The sequence below is a fragment of the bacterium genome, from assembly GCA_024742285.1.
Lineage (GTDB): Bacteria > Myxococcota_A > UBA9160 > UBA9160 > UBA4427 > UBA4427.
Window position 1 is genome coordinate 1 of the sequence record JANSYR010000018.1, and the last position, 19,990, is coordinate 19,990.

The 19,990-nt window shown below is 69.2% G+C and carries 18 protein-coding genes; 10 read left to right on the forward strand and 8 right to left on the reverse strand.

Features of this window, described 5'->3' with window-relative positions; all coding sequences use genetic code 11:
• A partial coding sequence (locus tag NXI30_24760) for an integrase core domain-containing protein (GenBank protein MCR9097441.1) occupies positions 1-190 on the forward strand: 190 nt, incomplete at its 5' end.
• Positions 191-199: 9 nt separating this feature from the next.
• On the opposite strand, the gene NXI30_24765 is transcribed toward NXI30_24760, so the two are convergent.
• Positions 200-1,117 (reverse strand): LLM class F420-dependent oxidoreductase, encoded by a 918-nt coding sequence (locus NXI30_24765; GenBank protein MCR9097442.1) that lies wholly within the window; start codon positions 1,115-1,117, stop codon positions 200-202.
• Positions 1,118-1,310: 193 nt separating this feature from the next.
• On the opposite strand from NXI30_24765, the gene NXI30_24770 reads away from it, so the two are divergent.
• Positions 1,311-3,548, forward strand: a complete 2,238-nt coding sequence (locus NXI30_24770; protein ID MCR9097443.1) for a carbohydrate binding family 9 domain-containing protein — start codon at positions 1,311-1,313, stop codon at positions 3,546-3,548.
• Between the two features lie 12 nt (positions 3,549-3,560).
• Here the strand turns inward: NXI30_24770 and NXI30_24775 are convergent, their stop codons facing one another.
• Positions 3,561-4,109: a YaeQ family protein gene (locus NXI30_24775; GenBank protein ID MCR9097444.1), complete on the reverse strand. Its 549-nt coding sequence runs from the start codon at positions 4,107-4,109 to the stop codon at positions 3,561-3,563.
• A gap of 186 nt (positions 4,110-4,295) precedes the next feature.
• On the opposite strand from NXI30_24775, the gene NXI30_24780 reads away from it, so the two are divergent.
• Together NXI30_24780 and NXI30_24785 are read left to right on the forward strand one after the other, a co-directional pair.
• Positions 4,296-5,720, forward strand: coding sequence for a M20/M25/M40 family metallo-hydrolase (locus tag NXI30_24780; protein ID MCR9097445.1), 1,425 nt, complete (start codon positions 4,296-4,298; stop codon positions 5,718-5,720).
• The gene (locus NXI30_24785) at positions 5,717-6,322 is read left to right on the forward strand and encodes a DUF924 domain-containing protein (protein ID MCR9097446.1); all 606 of its coding nucleotides are present in this window, start codon (positions 5,717-5,719) and stop codon (positions 6,320-6,322) included. The genes NXI30_24780 and NXI30_24785 overlap by 4 nt, the downstream gene beginning before the upstream one ends.
• A gap of 75 nt (positions 6,323-6,397) precedes the next feature.
• Here NXI30_24785 and NXI30_24790 read toward each other — a convergent pair whose 3' ends face one another.
• From NXI30_24790 to NXI30_24805, 4 genes are read right to left on the reverse strand one after another with little or no spacing between them, the layout of a single operon-like run.
• The gene (locus NXI30_24790) at positions 6,398-7,564 is read right to left on the reverse strand and encodes an iron-containing alcohol dehydrogenase (GenBank protein MCR9097447.1); all 1,167 of its coding nucleotides are present in this window, start codon (positions 7,562-7,564) and stop codon (positions 6,398-6,400) included.
• A 1-nt stretch (position 7,565) separates the two neighbouring features.
• Positions 7,566-8,939: a glutamine synthetase family protein gene (locus NXI30_24795; GenBank protein MCR9097448.1), complete on the reverse strand. Its 1,374-nt coding sequence runs from the start codon at positions 8,937-8,939 to the stop codon at positions 7,566-7,568.
• A gap of 54 nt (positions 8,940-8,993) precedes the next feature.
• Complete coding sequence (locus tag NXI30_24800; GenBank protein ID MCR9097449.1) at positions 8,994-10,385, reverse strand: aldehyde dehydrogenase family protein; 1,392 nt, start codon at positions 10,383-10,385, stop codon at positions 8,994-8,996.
• 18 nt (positions 10,386-10,403) lie between these two features.
• Positions 10,404-10,913 (reverse strand): SRPBCC family protein, encoded by a 510-nt coding sequence (locus NXI30_24805; protein MCR9097450.1) that lies wholly within the window; start codon positions 10,911-10,913, stop codon positions 10,404-10,406.
• A gap of 155 nt (positions 10,914-11,068) precedes the next feature.
• Here NXI30_24805 and NXI30_24810 point away from each other — a divergent pair, with 155 nt between their 5' ends.
• Complete coding sequence (locus NXI30_24810; GenBank protein MCR9097451.1) at positions 11,069-12,049, forward strand: NADPH:quinone oxidoreductase family protein; 981 nt, start codon at positions 11,069-11,071, stop codon at positions 12,047-12,049.
• Positions 12,050-12,080: 31 nt separating this feature from the next.
• On the opposite strand, the gene NXI30_24815 is transcribed toward NXI30_24810, so the two are convergent.
• Positions 12,081-12,797, reverse strand: a complete 717-nt coding sequence (locus NXI30_24815; protein ID MCR9097452.1) for a GDSL-type esterase/lipase family protein — start codon at positions 12,795-12,797, stop codon at positions 12,081-12,083.
• A gap of 71 nt (positions 12,798-12,868) precedes the next feature.
• On the opposite strand from NXI30_24815, the gene NXI30_24820 reads away from it, so the two are divergent.
• The 4 genes from NXI30_24820 (at position 12,869) to NXI30_24835 (ending at position 18,262) form a co-directional block, all read left to right on the forward strand.
• Complete coding sequence (locus tag NXI30_24820) at positions 12,869-13,678, forward strand: ABC transporter ATP-binding protein (GenBank protein ID MCR9097453.1); 810 nt, start codon at positions 12,869-12,871, stop codon at positions 13,676-13,678.
• 17 nt (positions 13,679-13,695) lie between these two features.
• Positions 13,696-16,260 carry an ABC transporter permease gene (locus NXI30_24825; GenBank protein MCR9097454.1) on the forward strand — a complete coding sequence of 855 codons (2,565 nt, stop codon included), beginning with the start codon at positions 13,696-13,698 and terminating at the stop codon, positions 16,258-16,260.
• 114 nt (positions 16,261-16,374) lie between these two features.
• Positions 16,375-17,103, forward strand: a complete 729-nt coding sequence (locus tag NXI30_24830; GenBank protein ID MCR9097455.1) for an FHA domain-containing protein — start codon at positions 16,375-16,377, stop codon at positions 17,101-17,103.
• 34 nt (positions 17,104-17,137) lie between these two features.
• Entirely contained in the window at positions 17,138-18,262 is a 1,125-nt protein-coding gene (locus NXI30_24835) for a beta-ketoacyl-ACP synthase III (GenBank protein ID MCR9097456.1), read from the forward strand.
• A 27-nt stretch (positions 18,263-18,289) separates the two neighbouring features.
• Here the strand turns inward: NXI30_24835 and NXI30_24840 are convergent, their stop codons facing one another.
• Positions 18,290-18,985 (reverse strand): hypothetical protein, encoded by a 696-nt coding sequence (locus tag NXI30_24840; GenBank protein MCR9097457.1) that lies wholly within the window; start codon positions 18,983-18,985, stop codon positions 18,290-18,292.
• A gap of 81 nt (positions 18,986-19,066) precedes the next feature.
• Between NXI30_24840 and NXI30_24845 the strand changes: the two genes are divergently transcribed.
• On the forward strand, positions 19,067-19,990 hold the full coding sequence (locus NXI30_24845; GenBank protein MCR9097458.1) for a cytochrome c: 924 nt from the start codon (positions 19,067-19,069) through the stop codon (positions 19,988-19,990).

Genomic DNA, 19,990 nt, shown 5'->3' on the forward strand with positions numbered 1-19,990 from the left:
GAAGGCCGAGCGCTTCATCCAGACGATGAAGCGCCGCTGGGCCTACCGCTACATCTTCCGGTCCTCAGCCATGCGTGCCGAAAGCTTGCGGCCCTGGGTCAAGCACTACAATCATGAGCGACCCCATCGCTCGCTCGGCAAAAAGACGCCTATGCAGCGGCTCAGGGAATACCGTCAACAAGCTGCTTAGGTCCCACATCTAGTCGCCCGCGAGGCGGCTCTCGAGGAAATCGAGGGTCCGCGCTTCGGCTCCGTCGTCGATCGGGATGATCGCCGCATTCAGGTCGGTCACGCCGGCGTCGCGCAATCGGTCGAGCTGTTCGCCGAGGCGCTGCTCGTCGCCGACGATCGCGACGTCGCCCGGATGGGCGGCGCCCTCGCGGTCGAGGACACCGCGATAGCTCGGGATCGTGTTGTAGGCGTTCATCAGCTCCGAGATCCGCGCGCGCCCTTCGGCCTCGTCGTTCGTGAGCGCGACGGGCAGGCCCGAGATGATGCGCGGCTCGGGCCTGCCCGCTTCCTTCGCTGCCGCGTCGAGGGTGGGCTTCACGAAGTCCTCGACGGTCTTCGGTCCCGTCATCCAGAGACTCGTTCCGTCGGTCCGCCCGCCGGCAAGCGCGAGCATCTTCGGGCCGAGTGCCGCGACGACCACCGACACGGGCTGCGAGTCGGGCACCGGCGTCGAGACGTGCACGCGGTATTCCTCGCCGTCGAAATCCGCCGCGTCTCCCCGGAGCAGGGGCAGGAGTACTTCGAGGTACTCGCGCATGTGGCTGGCGCGTCGTTCGTACGAGAGGCCGAAGAGACCTTCGATCACGATCTGATGGGAGAGGCCGATGCCGAGGGTGAAACGTCCGCGGCAGGTCGACTGAGCGGTGAGGGCCTGCTGCGCCATGACGGTGGGATGCCGGGGAAAGGTCGGAACGACGGCGGTACCGAGCTCGATCGACCGGGTCTCCCGTCCGATCAGCGCGATCGCGGTCATGGCGTCGATCGCGAAGATGTTGCCGAACCAGAGAGAAGGGAAGCCGCGGGCTTCGAGGTCTCTGGCCTTCGTGATCAGGGCCTCGACGCCTTCGTCCTGTCGTCCGTGTCCCGACATGATCCCGATCCGCATGGAACTCCTCTCCGCGTGGGTGCGTCCCTCGAAGGACGTGTCGGCGCGTGCGCCGCGACCCCCGGACGCCCGGTGTTTCGCCGGACGATAATGGAATCCGTGGGCCGAGGCTGCCGCACGTAAAGCCCTGGCGCCGATCTGTCGAGGGGCGAGGAGCACCGTTAACCTCGGGCGCCCGCCCTCCAGGAGATCCATGTCCGACCGGTCCGAGAGCGTCGCGCGACCTTTCCGTCGGACCCTGCGCACGCTCGTGCGTACGGGCGGGATCGCGGTCGCGCTCGCGTTCGGCGCCGCGGCGGCATCGGCGGCGGAGGAGCCCGAGCGCCCCTCGATCCAGATCGGCTGGACGCAGACCGCGCCGGTGATCGACGGTCGGATCGACCCCGGCGAATGGCAGGATGCAGCGCACGTCGACGGGCTGACCCAGGCGCTGCCCGACGAGGGACGGCCGGCGACCGAACGGACCGAAGTCTGGATCATGACCGACGAGGACCACCTCTACGTGGCCGCGCGCCTCTGGGACTCGGATCCTTCGCAGATCGTCCGGAACGCGATGGCGCGGGACGCCTTGACGAGCGGTGACGATCGATTCGGCTTCACGATCGATCCCTTCCTCGATCGCCAGAACGGCTACTTCTTTCAGGTCAACTCGAACAGCGTCCGCTTCGACGCGCTCCTCGAAGGCGGGAACAGCGAGAGCAGCTGGGACGGGCGGTGGTACGCGAAGGCGACGATCGACGGGGAGGGATGGACGGTCGAGTTCGCGATCCCGTACCAGTCCATCAACTTCGATCCGGACACGGACGTCTGGGGCTTCAACATGGCGCGGGGGATCCGACGGCGCGACGAAATCGATCGCTGGGCCGACCCCGTACGCGAGCGCTTCCTCATCGCGATGGGCCGAGCCGGCAACCTCGTCGGCATGACGGGCATCCGACAGGGTCTCGGGATCCAGGCGATCCCGTCGCTCACCCTGCGGCGCGTCGACGACACGAATCGTCCGTCCGACGATCCGACGGGGGACGAGCGCCACTACTCGCGGATCGATCCGAGCTTCGATGCCTTCTACAAGGCCACACCGAGCGTGACCGCTTCGGTGACCACGAAGACCGACTTCGGGGAGACCGAGGTCGACGATCGGCAGGTGAATCTGGGTCGCTTCGAGCTCTTCTTCCCCGAGCGCCGGGACTTCTTCCTGCAGGACGCCCTGATCTTCGACTTCGGCGATCTCGCCGAGAACGGACGGCCCTTCTTCTCGCGCAACATCGGCCTCGACGCCGAAGGGGAGCCGGTCAGCATCCTCGGCGGCGGCAAGGTCTCGGGCCGCGTCGGAAACGTGAAGTTCGGCGTACTCGACGTGGTGATCGACGAGAAGCGTCGGAGCGACCAGCAGAACCTCTTCGTCGGGCGCGTGGCGGCGAATTTCGGCGAGTCTACGCTCGGTGGGATCCTGACCCACGGCGAGCCCGACGGCGACGGCAACAACACCGTCGCGGGTCTCGACTTCATCTATCGCAACACGAACTTCCGCGGCGGCAAGACCTTTCGCGGCGTCGCCTGGGGTCAGATCAGCCGCAACGACCCCCACCGGACACCTGCGGACGACCCGCCGATCAGTGGCGTCGGCTACGCCTACGGCGGGCGGCTCTCCTACCCGAACGACAAACACAACTGGGAGTTGTTGGCGAACGTCTTCGACGACGAGTTCGAACCGGCGCTCGGGTTCGCGAATCGCGTCGGGGTCCGGGAGTTTCGCGGCAACTATCGAAGGCGATGGCGGCCGACGAACTCCGTCCTCCAGACGATCGACTCGCGGATCGAAGGCGCCGTGATCACGGAGCAGGGGAGACAGGTCGAGACCGCCTCCTTCGCCTGGCGTCCGATCGAAGTCCAGAACTACGTGAACGACGGCTTCCGGATCGAGTACGAGCACATCTACGACGTCGTGACCGTCGAGAATCCGCTCTCCTTCGACGTGCCCGAGGGGCGCTACAACTTCGACGAGGGCCGCATCCGCTTCACGACGAGCGAGAACCGGGCGCTCACGGGGACGTTCGTCGCCGGCTACGGAACGTTCTACGACGGAACCCGAGCCCGGCTCTCGAGCGACGTGACCGTCCGCTTCAGCCGGCACGTGCAGGCGGGACTGATCTACGGCTTCGACGATCTCCGCCTGCCCGGTGGCGACGAGAACATCCACCTGATTCGCGGGCGCCTCAGCTTCTTCTTCAATGCAGACGTCTCCTGGGTCACGCTCGTCCAGTACGACAGCATCTCCGACCAGATCGGTGTGAACAGCCGCTTCCGGTGGATCATCGAGGACGGCCGCGAGGTCTTCCTCGTCCTCAATCAGGGCTTCGACTCGCGAGACGACGTCCGAGCGACGCGGACGGCGCCCCTCGCGAAGGTGCAGTGGACGTTCTGGTTCTAGCGCGTCCGCACGTTAGGCGAGGGGGTCGCCGAGCCAGACTTCCGGGGGCGTCTCGAAAGCGTCCTCTCCGCTCGCCAGGAAAACGATCCCGTCGCTGAGAGTGACCGTCCAGCGCAGCTGGCGATCCGTCACCGCCGCCAACGCCGCGAGGAACCCGTCGTCGATCCGGGCGACCGAGACGTTCGCGGGCAGGTCGGTGCTTCCGATCTGGGCCTCGCGCCAACGCTCCACGCCTTCCCCGAACGCGAAGACCGTCGTGCGCTCGGACTGCCGGCCGGCCTTCACGAGCCGCTTGCCATCCGGTTGTCCGACCTCGATCCACTCCCGCGGCCGGCCGTCGCCCGCCCGGCTCCAGAGATCCGGCTCGTCCGTGGCCGACACGCCCCGCCCGAACTCGAGGTCCCGGTCGTAGCGAAGCGCGAAGGCGAGCGCGCGGACCAGGGTTCGCTCATGGGTCTCCGAGGGATGTCGAGCGATCGTCACCTGGACCTCGTCGTAGACGTTCCGGTCGACGAGGGAGAGCTCGAGACTTGCCTTGTAGATCGTCGCACCGCGGGCCATCGCGCGAGCGTGGCACGTCGGGACGCACGGTCAATGCTGCTGCCACGGCGACCGAGCGGACCCCGCGGTCGAGGTTGCGCTCGAGGTGACGGAGCGGACCCGGCGGTCGCGGACCCGGCGCGCGGGGTCGGCGGGCTTCCGATAGGCTTGGGCGCCCGGGTCCGATGGCCCGAAGGAGGGATGGACATGTACGCACGGATCGATCTCGCAGCCGCGATCGTCCTCCTCACGTCGGTCCTGGTGAGCGGGGCCGCGTTCGCGGACGGTCCGGCCTCGGACGCGATCGCCGATCGCCTCGCGGGTGCGATCCGGTTCGAGACGATCAGTCCGGAGGATCCCGCGGACTTCCGGTCCGAGCCCTTCGTCGCGCACGAGGCCTACCTGCGCGAGACCTATCCGCGCGTCTTCGACGCGCTCGATCTCGAGCACGTGAACGAGTACACGCTCCTCCTGCGCTGGGAGGGCAAGGACGACACGCTGAAGCCGGCGCTCTTCATGTCCCACACCGACGTCGTGCCGGTCTCCGCGGCCGCGGCGGAGCAGTGGAGCCAGCCGCCCTACGGTGGGGTGATCGCCGACGGCTACGTGTGGGGTCGCGGCGCCCTCGACGTCAAGACGGGGGTGATCTTCTGGCTCGAAGCGGTCGACGCGCTGCTCGCAGAGGGCGTGACGCCCGCGCGAACGATCTATCTGGCCTTCGGGCACGACGAGGAGATCGGCGGGACGCAGGGCGCGAAGCTCGTCGCGGAGCTGCTGGCGGAGCGCGGGATCCGACTCGCGATGCTCTTCGACGAGGGCGGGTTCATGATCGAGGGGCATCCCCTCGTACCGGACCGGGTCGCGGCCGCGATCATGACTGCCGAGAAGGCGTACATGAACGTCCGACTGCGGGCGCGGGGCGTGAGCGGCCATTCGTCGATGCCGCCGCGTTCGACGGCGATCGGACAGCTGGCGCGGGCCATCGAGCGGATCGAATCGAACCCGATGCCCGCGCGGTTCACGATGCCGGTGCGTGAGATGCTCGAGGCGGCGGCGCCCTTCCAGCCCTTCGGTCGTCGCTTCGCGTTCGGCAACCTCTGGCTGACGGGGTCGCTCGTGAAGAGCGAGTTCCTGAAGGACGACCTCAACCGCGCGCTCCTGCAGACGACCTTCGCGGTCACCCTCGTGTCGGGAGGCGTGAAAGCGAACGTGATTCCGGAGCTCGCCGAGGCCCTCGTGAACGTGCGGATCCTGCCCGGGGACACCCACGACGACGTGCTCGCGCACTTCGAGAAGGTGATCGACGACCCGGAGATCGAGATCGTCGGCGAGCGCTGGGGCACTTCGGCGCCGCCGGCCTCGGCCTCGGGTCCCGCCTTCCAGCTCGCGAAGGACTCGGTCCTCGCAGAGATCCCCGACGCCGTCGTGATGCCCGGACTCGTTCCGGGTGCGACGGACACGCGCCACTTCGGGGACGTCGCCGACGAGATCCTGCGCTTCGTGCCGATGCAGCTCGAGATCTCGGAGCGGAGCGGCGCCCACGGTCGCGACGAGCGGATCCTGATCGAGCCTCTCGCGCGTTCGGTTCGGATCGCGACCGGGATGGTCCGGCGGGCGGCTTCGGGGGAGTGAGCGCGGATCCGCGGGTCGACGCCATCCTCGACTACTGGCTCGGCGAGTGCGGGGACGTGCCGCCGGGCCCGGAGGCGCGCACGCGCTGGTTCTTCGCGAACCCCGAGGTCGACGAGGAGATCCGGCTGAAGTTCGGCGCGCTGGTGGAAGCGGCGCTGGCCGGCGAGCTCGACGCGTGGGGCAGGGCCGGGGGGCGCGAGCGCGTCGCTCTCGTGATCCTGCTCGACCAGTTCACGCGCAACCTCTTTCGCGGCGATGGCCGATCGTACGCCGGGGATCCTGCCGCGCTCGCCCTCACGAAGGCGACGTCCGCAGCGGAGCAGGCTGCGCTCCATCCCCTCGAACGCTACTTCCTGCTGATTCCATGGGAGCACTCGGAAGACCTGTCCGACCAGGAGGCCGGCGTCGAGGCCTTTCGCCGCGCCGCGCAGGAGGCGCCGCCGGCCTTCACGGCCTTCGTTTCGGAGGCCGGCGACTTCGCCGAGCGCCACCGCGCCGTGATCGAGCGTTTCGGACGCTTCCCGCGCCGGAACGCCGCGCTCGGGCGGACCTGTACGCCCGAAGAAGAGGCCTATCTCGCGGAGAACCCGGACGGGTTCTGAGCCGCACGGACGTGCGCGAAGAGGGTCGCCTTCGCGCGGTGGCTCTCGACGGAGGTCGCCTTCGCGCGGTCGCGCCTAGCCAAGATCGCCGCCGATCGCCCGGCGGAGCACGTCCTCGATCTCCGCGAGGGAGCAGGACTTCGGGTTCGTGGCGAGGGAGGGATCCTCGCTCGCCATGCGAACGAGGTCGGCGATCTGGTCCTCTTCCACGATCCCGTGGAGGTCGCCGGGGAGGCCGAGTCGGCCGCGGAGCGTGATCGTCCAGGCGAGGACGTCGTCGAACCCGCCGTCGATCCCGATCGCCTGCGCCATGCGTGGCATCCGCTCCTCGATGACCGGGCGGTTGTGCTGCATGACATAGGGGTGGAAGATCGCGTTCGCCGTCCCGTGATGGAGTCCGGTCACGCCGCCGACGGGATGCGAGAGCGCGTGGATCAGACCGAGTCCCTTCTGGAAGGCCGTCGCGCCCATCGAAGCCGCCATCAGCAAATGGGTCCGGGCCGCGACGTCCGCCCCGTTCTCGGTCGCGACGACGAGGTTCTCCGAGATGAGGCGAATGCCTTCGAGGGCGATTCCGTCGGCCATCGGGTGATAGCCGGGGGCGCAATAGGCCTCGAAGCAGTGGGCGAGGGCGTCCATCCCCGTCGCGGCCGTCAGCGTGGGTGGGAGGCCGAGGGTGAGCTCCGGATCCGCGACGACCGCGTTCGGCTGCATCGCCGGATGGAAGATGATCTTCTTGTTGTGATCCGCCGGGTCGACGATCACCGCCGCGCGCCCGACCTCGGACCCGGTGCCTGCGGTCGTCGGGATCGCGACCGTCGGGAGGACCTTCGCCGCATCGGCCCGCTTCCAGTTGTCGCCGACGTCCTCGTAGTCGAGGACGGAGCCGGGATTGTCGACCAGGAGCGCGACGCATTTTCCGGCGTCCATCGCGGAGCCGCCGCCCAGGAGAACGAGGCCATCCGCTTCGTGTGCCCGCGCCGCGGCAATGCCACGCTCGACGTGAACGACCGACGGGTTCGCGTCGATATCGGAGAACGTGTGCGCGTCCAGCCCGTTCGCGGCGAGGGCGTCGAGGATCTTCGGGAACCAGTCGAGGCCCGTGATGCCCGGGTCGGTCACGACGAGGGGGCGCGTCATGCCGAGGTCGCGACAGACGATGGGCAGCTCCGCGCTCCGGCCCGCACCGATCCGGTAGGCGCTCGGGTAGTTGAATTGCCCGCTGATCGCTTCGTCCGCCACGTCAGATGATCTCGAAGTAGCGGGCGAGGTCCCAATCGGTGACGGCCTTCCGGAACTCCCGGTCTTCCCACTCCCGGGTCGCGGCGTAGTGGTCGACGAAGGCGTCGCCGAAGGCGTCCCGGGCGAGGGCGGAGCCGCGCAGGGCGGTGGCCGCGTCGCGCAGGGTGGTCGGGAGCGGGCTCGCCTGGGCGCGCGGATCCTCGTAGGCGTTTCCGGCGATCGGATCCGGGACCTCGAGGCCTTCCTCGACCCCTCGGAGTCCCGACGCGAGCGCCGCGGCCATCGCGAGATACGGGTTCGCGTCGGCGGGGGCGATCCGGTACTCGCTACGCTGGCCGCCCGGGCCGGCGGGAATCGCGCGGATCGCGGTCGTGCGGTTCTCGACGCCCCAGTTGGCCGCCGTCGGCGCCCACATGCCGGGCACGAGCCGCCGGTAGCTGTTGATCGTGCTGCAGACCATCGCGAGCAGCTCGGGCAGGTACTTGACCTGCCCGGCGACGAACTGCTGCATCGTCACGCTCATGTCATGGGGCGCCCCCTCCTCGTAGAACGCGTTCGCGCCCTCCTTCGAGAGGGAGAGATGGAGGTGGCCGCTCTGGCCGGGGTAGTCGTTGCTCCACCTGGCCATGAACGTGGCCATCAGCTCGGCCTGCTGGGCGAAGACCTTCGTGAAGGTCTTGAAGATCGCCGCGCGATCCGCCGCATCGATCCCCCCCGTGTAGCGGATCGCCGCTTCGAGAACGCCGGGCCCGGTCTCCGTATGGAGGCCCTCGAGCGGGCAGCCGAAATCCGACATCGACTCGAGCAGGTCGTGATAGAAGTCCGCGTGGACCGAGTTCCGGATCACCGAGTAGCCGAACATGCCGGGGGTGACGGGCGTGAGGTCCCGGAAGCCCTTCTCGCGGACGCTGTGGGGCGTCTCGTCGAAGAGGAAGAACTCGTACTCGAAGGCGCCGTTCACGTCGAAGCCCATCGACGCGGCCTTGTCGATCGTCCGCGAGAGGACCGTGCGGGGGCAGACCTCGGCGTAGTCCCCGGTGAAGCTCCCGATCAGCAGCAGCGTGTCCTCCTCGTACGGAATCCGGCGGAGCGTCGAGAGATCGAGACGGACCGGGGCGTCGCGATAGCCGGTGTGCCAGCCCGAGACCTCGACGCCGACGTCGGCGTAGAGCTCGTCGTGGAGATCCCAGCCGAGGACGACGTCACAGAAGCCGAAGCCCTTGTCGACGGCGCTCGAGAGCTTCGAGCGATCGACGTACTTGCCGCGGAGCACGCCGTCGACGTCGAAGACCCCGATCTTGAAGAAGCGGATGCCCTCGCGATCGATCCACGCGTCGAGCTCCCCCTTGTTCGTGACGGTCGCTTCACAGGTCATGCGATCCCCCTCCGCGCTTCGTCGGCCTCCGGGCCGGTGTCTGTCGGTCGGCCGCTAGGCCGATTCCTCGCGCAAGTGATAGCTCTTCGGTCGCGTGACCGACTGGAAGCCCAGACTCGAGAGCGAGCAACCGAAGCCCGAGTCCTTGACGCCGGTCCAGGCGAGCGCCGGATCCAGGTAGTCGCAGCGGTTCGCGAACACGGTTCCTGCTTCGACGTCTTCGGAGAGGCTCGCGGCGCGTTCGAAGTCGCCGCTCCAGATCGAAGCCGTCAGTCCGAACTCGGAATCGTTCATGAGGGCGATGCCTTCGGAATCGTTCGCGACCTTCATGATCCCGATCGCCGGACCGAAGGTCTCGTCCACCATGAGCGACATCGTGTGGTCGACGCCGACGAGGACCTGGGGCGCCAGGTAGCAGGCGGACCGGTCCGGCACGTCGAAGTCCTCGTCGCCCACGAGCTGGGAGGCGCCGGCGTCGACGGCGGCTGCCACCTGATCGCGAACGAAGTCCGCGGACTTCGCGTCGACCATCGGCCCGATCGTCGTCTCCTCGTCCAGTGGATCCCCGAGCCGGTAGCCCTTCGCGAGCCGCACGAACTCGTCGACGAAGTCGTCGTAGACGCGCTCGTGCACGTAGATCCGCTCGATTCCGCAGCAGCTCTGGCCTGCGTTGTAGAACGCGCCGTCGACCAGGTTCTCCGCCGCGAAGGCCACGTCCGCGTCCTCGAGGACGAGGGCCGGGTCCTTTCCGCCCAGCTCCATGCCGGCCTGGATGAAGTTCTCGCTCGCGATGGCGCGGTAGATCTCGTGTCCGCCGCGGACGGAGCCGGTGAAGGAGACGTAGCCGAGGGCGCGGGAGCGAATCAGGTTCGCGGTCACGTCATGGCTCATGGGGACGGCCTGGACGAGTCCCTCCGGCGCCCCGGCGTCGGCGAAGGAACGGGCGAACTGCTCGGCGACGAGGGCCGTCTGGGACGCGTGCTTCACGAGGACGCTGTTGCCGGCGAGGACCGACGGCACGATCACGTTGACCGCGATGGCGAGGGGGTAGTTCCAGGCGGCGATGTCGAGGACGACGCCGACGGGCTCGTGGCGGATGAAGCGACGGAAGCCGGGCTTGTCCGGGAGGACCTGGTCGGCGAGGGACGCTTCGGCGATCTCGCAGAGATGGGCCGTCCGCTCCCACATCGTCTTCGCGAACTCGCCCATCGACTGGAGGATGGGCTTGCCCATCATGCGGGTGATCTGCTCTGCATACTCGTCGCCTCGGGCCTTGTAGGCGTGGAGCATGCCGCGGCAGAGCTCGGCGCGGTCGACGATCGGGGTTTCGCGGAACGCTCGCTGGGTCGCGGCGGCGAGGGAGAGGCGCTCTCCGACCGCCTCGTCGTCGAGGAGATCGAAGGAATAACAGGGCTGGCCGTCGATGGGACTGATGATCTCGGGCATGACGCGTGCGGGGCCTCGCTAGAGGGCGTTCTTGCGGAGCTCGGGGAGCTTCGCGTGATCGACGGGGGTATCCGTCCGGTAGTTCTCCGCGAGACAGACCGCGCTGTCGAGGACGTTTCGCGCGAAGAGGCGCCGAAAGAAGAGTGCGTCGGCCAGTCGGCCGAGCGGCCCTCCCGGAAGCGTGTACGTCATCGAGCAGTGGATCTCGCACGCGCCGGGCACCCCGCCGTCGCGGAACGCGTATCGAAAGTGCGCTTCCTTGAATGGCGTCGCCGGCTTGTCGCCCTTGTGGAGGCGGATGGTCATGCCCACGCCCTCGTCCCACTGGACGACGGTCTCGTTCATGTCTCCGAACTGCGCATGGGAAACGATCCGGCTCGCCCCGACGCCCTGCTTCTGCTCGGTCGTGATGACCGTGTCCGTCAGCCCGGGGACGTAGTCCTTCGCCCGGGTGAGATCGAGGAAGCGTTCCCAGCACGCCTCGATCGGAAGCGGGATCGGCGCAGCTGCGTGGACGGTCGTCGCCATCGGGGCCCCTCTCGGTTGGGTCGCCGGCGACCGGGAGTCCGCCGGGCGGGCGGAGTATCGCGGGTCTCGCCATGGGCGCCAAACCTGACGCGGGCTCGGACGCCGCACTCGAAGCGGGGCGCTAGCATGCGGGTCCCTTCGAGAGGAGAAGCGACATGCGATCGATCGTCTGCAAGGAATTCGGACCGCCGGAGAAGCTCGTGCTCGAAGAGGTGCCCGATCCCGTCGCCGGAGAGGGGCAGGTCGTGATCGAGTCCCGCGCCTCGTCGGTCACCTTCCCCGACGCGCTCATGATCGAGGACAAGTATCAGTTCAAGGCCCAACTCCCCTTCGTGCCCGGCGGCGAAGCGGCCGGCGTCGTGGCGGAGGTCGGTTCGGGGGTCGAGGGCTTCGAGGTCGGAGACCGGGTGATCGGCCAGAGCGGGCTGATCGGTGGCTTCCAGGAGAAGGTCGTCTGTGCGGCCGCCGCGACTCGCAAGCTCTCGAAGAACGTCGGCTTCGCCGAGTCGACGGGCCTCCTCTACGCCTACGGCACGGGCTACTACGGCCTCAAGTTCCGGGGGAACCTCCAGCCCGGCGAGACCCTGCTCGTGCTCGGTGCCGCCGGCAACGTCGGCCTCGCCGCCGTCGAGCTCGGCAAGCTGATGGGTGCGCGGGTGATCGCCGCCGCTTCGAGCCGCGAGAAGCTCTTGGTCTGTCTCGACCGCGGAGCCGACGAGACGATCGACTACTCGACCGAGGACCTGAAGACCCGCGCCAAGGAGCTGACCGGCGGCAAGGGCGTCGACGTGATCTACGACTGCATCGGCGGCGACTACGCCGAGGCGGCGCTCCGCGCGATCGGTTGGGAGGGTCGCTTCCTCGTGATCGGCTTCACCGCGGGCATCCCGCAGCTGCCGCTCAACCTGACGCTCCTCAAGAGCTGCCAGGTGATCGGCGTCTTCTACGGCGCGATGATCTCGAAGCAGCCGGAGCTCCTCCAGGAGATCACGACGGATCTCTACGCCTTCATGGAAGAAGGGAAGCTCAAGCCCTACGTGTCGGCGCGCTACCCGCTCGCCGAGGCGCCGCAGGCGCTTCGTGACCTGCTCGACCGGAAGGTGACGGGCAAGGTCGTGATCGAGGCGAATCGTTAGGCAGCAGTGGAGCGGCGTCCGCTGCTCGGGCCTAGCGCAACACGGGCCCGAGCGTTTCCCAGACCCGGTCCGCGATCAGCGCGTGTCCCTCGGCGGTCGGGTGGATGCCGTCGGCCTGATTGAGCTTGCGCCTCGCGGCGACGTCTTCGAGCAGAAAGGGGACGAGCGGCGCGTCGTACTTCTCCGCCAGGGCGGGGTAGACCGAGTCGAACTTCTCGACGTAGTCGGCGCCGAGATTCGGCGCGGCCCGCATGCCGGAGATCACGAACTTCACGCCCGGGTGGGCTTGCCGGGTCTCTTCGAGGATCGTCTCGAGGTTCCGGCGGAGCTGCTCGACGTCGAGGCCGCGGAGCATGTCGTTGGCGCCGAGCTCGAGAACGAGGACCGCGACGGGCATCCGCAAGAGCCAGGTGAGCCGCCGCAGACCGCCCGCACTCGTGTCGCCGGAGACCCCCGCGTTGATGACGCGATAGCCGAGTCCTTCGCTCTGGAGCCGCTCCTCGATCAGCGCGGGATAGGCCTGGCTCTCCTCGAGGCCGTATCCGGCCGTCAGGCTGGTCCCGAGGAACACGATGACCGGGAGATCGTCCGTTCCGGCGGCGGGATCGGCGTCGCCGGCGCTCGCCTCGACCCGAGCGATCTCGTCGGCTGCGGAGGACGTCGCGGACGCCTCCTCGTCGCTGCCGCAGCCCGCCAGCAGGCCGACGAGCAGGGCGACGCCCGCGGTCAATGCGACCGGCGCCCGCAAGAGATAAGGTAGGAGCCGCGTCGCCCGCGTCCCCCCGGTCCGAATCGGATTCCACGGCCTAGTCATCGCGCATGATCGTCGCTCGCAATCTCACCCAACGCTACCGGCTGCACGGCGACGGTCCCTCCGAGGGGGGGCCTGCGTCGCTGACCGTCCTCGACTCCGTCGATCTCGAGATCGAGCAGGGCGAGGTCGTGGTCATCCTCGGGCCCTCCGGCAGCGGAAAGACGACGCTGCTCGGCCTCCTCGCCGGCCTCGACCGTCCGACCGAGGGCGAGGTCGAGCTCGCGGGACAGGCGCTCTCGGGACTCGACGAGGACGCCCGCGCCGCACTTCGCGCCGAACGGATCGGATTCATCTTCCAGAGCTTCCACCTGATCCCGACGCTCACCGCCCTCGAGAACGTGCTCGTGCCCCTCGAGCTGCTCGGGCCGGATCGGGCGCCGAAGCCGGCGGAGGCGGAGAAGACCGCGCGGGATCTCCTCGCCCGCGTCGGCCTCGGCGGCCGCGTCGACCACTACCCGGCCCAGCTCTCGGGCGGCGAGCAGCAGCGCGTGGGGATCGCTCGCGCCTTCGCGAACGAGCCCGTCGTCCTCTTCGCCGACGAGCCGACGGGGAACCTCGACCGCGAGACCGGGGAAGAGGTGGAGAATCTGCTCTTCGCGCTGAACGAGCAGCGCGGCACGACCCTCGTGATCGTGACCCACGATCTGGGGCTCTCGCGTCGGGCCCACCGGATCGTGCATCTCGACGGTGGGAAGATCGATCGGATCGAAGTCGTCGCTCGGGACGGTGCTGCGGCTCCGGACGGCGCTGCGGCTTCGGACAGCGCTGCGGCTTCGGACAGTGCCGCGCCGGCGGCCGCCGAGCGCGCGAGCTGACCGGGGGAGGGCGCGCGATGCATACGCGCTTCGTCTTCTCGATGGTCCGTCGCGAGCTGCGCGCCGCCGCGCGCCGCTTCGGTTTCTATGGGAGCTGCATGGCGATCGGGATCGCCGTCGTCGTCTGCCTCCACTCGCTTCGCGAGGCGGTGAATGAAGCGGTCGACCTGCGCTCGAAGGAGCTGCTCGGCGCGGACCTGCGGGTCGAGAGTCGCGACGTCTTCGGTCCCGACGTGCTCGAGGCCCTCGAACCGATCGACGCGGCGGCGCTCCAGCCGGCGACGCGGGTCACGCGCCTCGGCTCGATGGCCCTCGCCCCGCGATCCGATCGCAGCCGCCTCGTCGATCTCGTGGCGATCGACGGCGAGTACCCGATCTACGGCGCGGTCTTCACGAAGCCCGCCTACCGCTGGGACGCCTTCGGCGAGGCGCCGGGTCGGGTCTTCGTCGACTCGACCCTGCTGATCCAGCTCGACGTCGAGGTCGGCGACACGCTGCGACTCGGCGGCGAGGACTTCGAGATCGTCGCCGCCGTCACGAAGGCGCCCGGGAGCGTCGGCCTCCAGTCGGAGATCGCGCCGCGCGTCTTCCTGACCGCCGCCGACCTCGAACGGACCGGACTCGTCGTCGAGGGCAGTCTCGTCGAGCACCTCCGCTACTGGAAGCTCCCGCCGGATCTCGTCGAGCCCTGGGTCGACGAGCACGAGCTCCTCTTCGAAGACCAACGGGTTCGCGTGCAGACCGTTTCGGGCTACCAGGAGGACATGTCCGAGGCGTTCGGGAACCTCACGCGCTACCTGGGCCTCGTGGGCCTCGCCGCGCTCGTGCTCGGGTCGATCGGCGTCGCGGCGGGGGTGCGGGTCTTCGTGCGCGAGAAGCTCGACGGGGTCGCGATGCTGCGATCGATCGGCGCGAGCCCGAGCGACGTCGTGGCGGTCTACACGGGGCTCGCGATCTGTCTCGGCCTCGCCGCCGGCGTACTCGGGATCGTGCTCTGTCTGCCCCTCGTTGCGGCCCTGCCCGGCATGCTCGGCGGCCTGCTCCCGGTCGAGATCACGATTCGTGTCGGACCGACGGCGATCGCGACGGGGCTCGGACTCTCGGTCTGGGCGACGCTCCTGTGTGCGATGGGGCCGGTGCTCGACCTGGCGCGGGTGGCGCCGCTCCGAGCGATCCGGCGTGACTTCTCCGAGGCGGAAGGCGACGACGGCGACTCGGGGGTGCGCGCCCGCTGGGCCGCCGTCGGGATCGTCACGGCGAGCCTCCTGCTCGCGTCGATCTGGCAGGCAGGCAACCTGCGCGTCGGTCTCTGGTTCGCGCTCGGGCTCGTGGTGACGGTCGCGATGCTCGCGCTGGCCGCGCGCGGACTCGTGCGACTGCTGAGGGAGCATCCGCCGAGCGGGCTCGCCTACTGGGCCCGGCAGGGCGTCGCGAACCTCTTCCGGCCGCGCAACCACACGCTGCCCACGACGATCGCGATCGGGTTCGCGCTCTTCGTGGTCGCGACGGTCCACGCGGTCCAGCGCAACGTGCTCGACCAGATGGCCGTCGACAACAGCCCGGACCGGCCGAACTTCGTGCTCTTCGACGTCCAGCGCGACCAGGTCGCCGGGGTGAAGGCGCTGCTCGTCGAGCATGGCGCAGGGCTGACGGACCAGGCGCCGCTGATCGCCGCTCGGTTGGCGGGGATCCAGGGTATCCCGCGCGCGACGTTCCTGGCGGACGAGGAACTCTCTCGAGAGCTTCGCTGGGGACTCAGTCGCGAGTACCGCCTGACCTACGCCGACGCGCTGCGCGACACGGAGGAGCTCGTCGACGGGGCGTGGTGGGCGCCGGAAGATGTGACGGCGACGGACGCGGTCCATCCCGTGTCCCTCGAGCGCGACCTCGCAAACTCCCTCGGCGTCGGGGTCGGCGACCGGCTCACCTGGCGGATCCAGGGCGTCGACGTCGAGACGACGGTCGCGAATCTCCGGCAGGTCGACTGGGGACGCATGGCGACGAACTTCTTCGTCGTCTTCCCGACGGCGGCCCTCGAGCAGGCGCCGCAGAGTACCGTCCTGCTCGCGCACCTCGCCGAGGAGGAGGCGCGGGCGACGATGCAGCGCGATCTCGTCGGACGCTTCCCGAACGTGTCGGCGCTCGACGCGACGCTGATCCTCCGCTCCCTCGACACGATGCTCGATCAGATCGGGATCGCCATCCGGATCCTCTCGCTCTTCACCCTCGGCACCGGGATCGCGATCCTGATCGCCGCGTCGATGGCGGCGCGGAGCGAGCGAGCGAAGGAGGCGCTGCTCCTTCGGGTGCTCGGGGCCTCGCGTCCGCTCCTGCGCCGGATCGTGGCGACCGAAGCGATCGTGCTCGCCGCCCTCGCCGCGACGGTCGGCGCCGGGCTCGCGGCGATCGCGTCCTGGCTCGTCGTCGTCTTCGTCTTCGAGCTGCCCTTCGATCCGCCGCTCCTCGACGTTGCGGGGCTGGCCTTCGCGACCTTCTTCGTGACGGCGCTCTTCGGCGGACTCGGTGGCGCCTCGGGCATGCGCGAGTCACCGCAGGCGGCGCTTCGCCGGGAAGCGGCCTGATTCGTTCGCGGCGCGGGGGGACGAACCGCGCCCGAGCGTCGCTTACGTGGCGCCTCGGGGTCGGATAGAATCGATCGGGGCGCAGGGGGGCGGCGCCTCGACGCGGAGAGGTCGGTGGCGGGCAGACTCGCAGAGTGGGTTTCGGAGGCGACGAGGCGGAGGGTCTTCCGGACCGTCGGCGTGTACATCGTCGCGGTCTGGGGTGTCTCCACCGGGAGTGCCGAGCTCGCGGACCTCTTCGGCGTGCCGCCGGAGTGGCTCCGGGCCGGGATCTACGCCGCCGTCGCCGCGATCCCGATCGTCGCGTTCCTCGCGTGGCGCTTCGACATCGGCCGCGAGGGGATCGTCCGCGATCCCCAGGACGTGATCGCCGACCAGCAGCGCGAGGCCGAGCTGGCCGCGATGCCGACGATGATCGGCGGGGACGGCGGGGGCGGGGCCCTCGTGATCCGCTGGAAGAGTGCGGACGGCGAGCACTCGGCGCTCTTCACCGACGAGCTCTTCCTGGGGCGCGGCACCGAATGCCGCGTGCGCTTCTACGACCCGCTCGTTTCGCGCAAGCACGCCCGCATCTTCCAGGCAGAGGGGGCCTGGCTGATCGAAGACCTCGGCAGTCGGAACGGAACCCGGCTCGACGGCGCCGAGATCACGCGGGCGCCCCTCGGTGTCGACAGCGAGATCCGGCTGAACGACGATGGGCCCTTCCTTCGCGTCCAGCTCGTGGCGGCGGGGGCCGAGACGCGCGAGGCGCTCGCCTCGTTCCCGCCCGGCCAGCCGACGGCGCACGTCCGGCGGAGCGGAACCGACAGCGCGACCACCGGCGGATCGACCGGCCGACGCTAGACCCCGCTCGACCCTGACTCGCCAGGAGAAAACGATGAACGAAGTCCTGATCACCGGGACCGGACTCTGGACGCCGGAGCACGGCATCACGAACGAGGAGCTCGTCGAGAGCCTGACTCGGGCCGTCCAGAAGTGGAACGCCGAGCACGCCGCGGAGATCGAAGCCGGCGAGCTCGAGGAGCGCGACCTCCCGAGCGAAAAGTTCATCGTGCGCGCCTCCGGCGTCGGCCACCGCTACGTGATCGAGAAGGAGGGCCTCCTCGACCCCGACCGCCTGCGCCCCCACCTGCCGACGCGAGGCGAGGACGAGCTGTCCATCCAGGCCGAGCTCTGCGTCACCGCCGCGAAGGAAGCCCTCGCCCAGGCGGGCGTCTCCGGAAGCGATCTCGACGCCGTCGTCGTCGGGGCGTCGAACATCCAGCGCGCCTATCCCGCGGTCGCGATCGAGGTCCAGGAAGCCCTCGGCGCCGGGGGCTTCGCCTACGACATGAACGTGGCCTGCTCGAGCGCGACCTTCGCCCTCCAGAACGCGATCGACGCGATCAAGACCGGCAGTGCGAAGCGCGCCCTCGTCCTCTGCCCGGAGCTCACGAGCTGCCACAACAATTTCGAGCTCCGGGAATTCCACTTCATCTTCGGCGACGCCTGCACGGCGATCGTGCTCGAGTCTGCCGACGTCGCGGGAGGCGGCGAGTCCTGGAGCGTGCTCGGCACGCGGCTCGCGACGAAGTTCTCGAACAACATCCGCAACGACTTCGGCTTCATGAACGTCGCCGAGGACACGCCCCGGGACCGGCACGAGCTCATGTTCCGGCAGAACGGGCGACAGGTATTCAACGACGTCTGCCCGATGGTGGCGGAGCACATCGCGAGCCACACGGCCGATCTCGGCATCGAGCTGAAGGATCTGAAACGCTTCTGGCTCCACCAGGCGAACCTCGGCATGAACAAGACGATCGCCAAGACGCTGCTCGGACGGGATCCGTCGCCCGAGGAGTCGCCGGTCATCCTCGACGAGTATGCGAACACGAGCTCCGCCGGCTCCGTGATCGCCTTCCACAAGCATCGCGGAGGGCTCGACGTCGGCGACCACGCGGTCCTCTGCTCGTTCGGTGCGGGCTACTCGGTCGGCAGCGTCCTGCTGCGTCGTCAGCGCTGAATCGCTCGCCGCGGATCGCGCCGTCGATCAGACGCGTCGTCGCGTCTGGATCGCCGCCGCCGCGCGGAGTCCGTAGGCGCCGAGCAGGAGCGTGAACGCGGGCCAGTAGGCGAGGTCCTCGGCGACACGACCGCCGTAGCTCGACAGGTAGATGATCGCGACGGTGAGCTGACCCAGGCCGTGGAGGCGGCTCCAGGCCTTGCCACCGAGGCGCTTCACCGCGGCATCGTTCGACGTCAGCGCCATCAGCCCGATCATCAAGAAGCCGAAGCCGCCGCCGTAGACCGCGACCGGGTCCTCGAGGAGCACCGGCTCGACGCGCGCGAGGCCGACGATCGCCGCGAGGTGGACGTATTGGGCGACGAAGTAGGCGAGTCCGATCGCGCGCCGCCGCTTGCGGATCGTGCGGGTCGACGCCGTGGGCGTGAGCCGCGCCAGCGGACCCGCCGTGTAGGCGAGGAGCCAGAACGGATAGGCGAAGACGGCGGTCGCTCGGACGGCGGCGTGCCAGCCGATCACGCCGAGGCCGTTCAGGCCGAGGGCGCCGCCCAGGACGGCGACGCTCACGACCAGAGAGATCGCCATCGCACGCCGCGGCGTCGCGGCCCAGGCGAGCCAGATGGGCGGCGTGGCAGGCGGCGTGGAGGGCGGCGTGGAGGGCGGCGTGGAGGGCGCATTCGAGGGTGGATTGGAGGGCGAGAGGGCGGGGTTCGCGGTCGACATGACTCTCCTCACCGGGCGGGACACTGATTAGCCGTCGTCGTCGTTTCCGACAACCGTGCGGATCCCTATGTTCCCGGGCGCATGGAGCCGGCCGTCCCCCCCATCGATCCACGCCCGGCGATCTCCCCGCTCCTTCGGGTTCTCGCCTCCGCGTTCCTCGTCGCTGCCGTGGCGCGTTCCGCCGTCGCCTCGGAGTCGGACATCCGCGCCCTCGTCTTCGTCGACGGGGCCGGCTCCGAGCGGACGATCGCGCTCGAGGCGCTGCGGGCGGCCTGTGCGGAAGACGACGTGACCGTCGCCGATCCCTATCACGAACGGACCATGCGCTACCGCGCGCTGCCGCTCCGCTGCGTGCTCGATCTCGGCTTCGAGACGAGAGGGGGCGCTGCCGGCTTGTCCGAGGCGGGTCTGCTCCTGCGGGCGCTCGATGGCTATACGCGACCGGTCTCTGGACGGACGCTGCTCGAGCCGGGGGGCCACGTTGCCTTCGCCGAGTCGTCTCGACTCCCCGTCGTTGCGGGTGAGGCGCCGTTCTCGCCGATCGATCGACGCCGGGTCGACCCGTCACCCTTCTATCTGGTCTGGAGTGGTCCGGACCAGGGCGACCCCCACGAGACGCCGTGGCCCTATCAGCTCGCGCGGATCGAGGTCGCGCCCTTCGAGCAGGCGTTTCCGGCGACGGTCCCGACCGGGCTCGCGGCGCAAGATCCGGGATGGGCGGGCTACGGCCTCTTCCAGCGGGCCTGCGCGAGCTGCCATGCGATCAACGGGCAGGGGGGCCGGGTCGGGCCGGACCTGAACGTGCCTCGGAGCATCGTGGAGTATCGTCCGGTTCCCCAGATCAAGGCGTACATCCAGAACCCGCAGTCCTTCCGCTACACCAGCATGCCGCCCCACCCGGACCTCGGGGAGGCCGATCTGGACGCCTTGATCGCCTATTTTTCCGCGATGCGCGCCAGGAAGCAGGACCCTTTCGGTGGGGCCGCCGACGGAACCGACGACTAG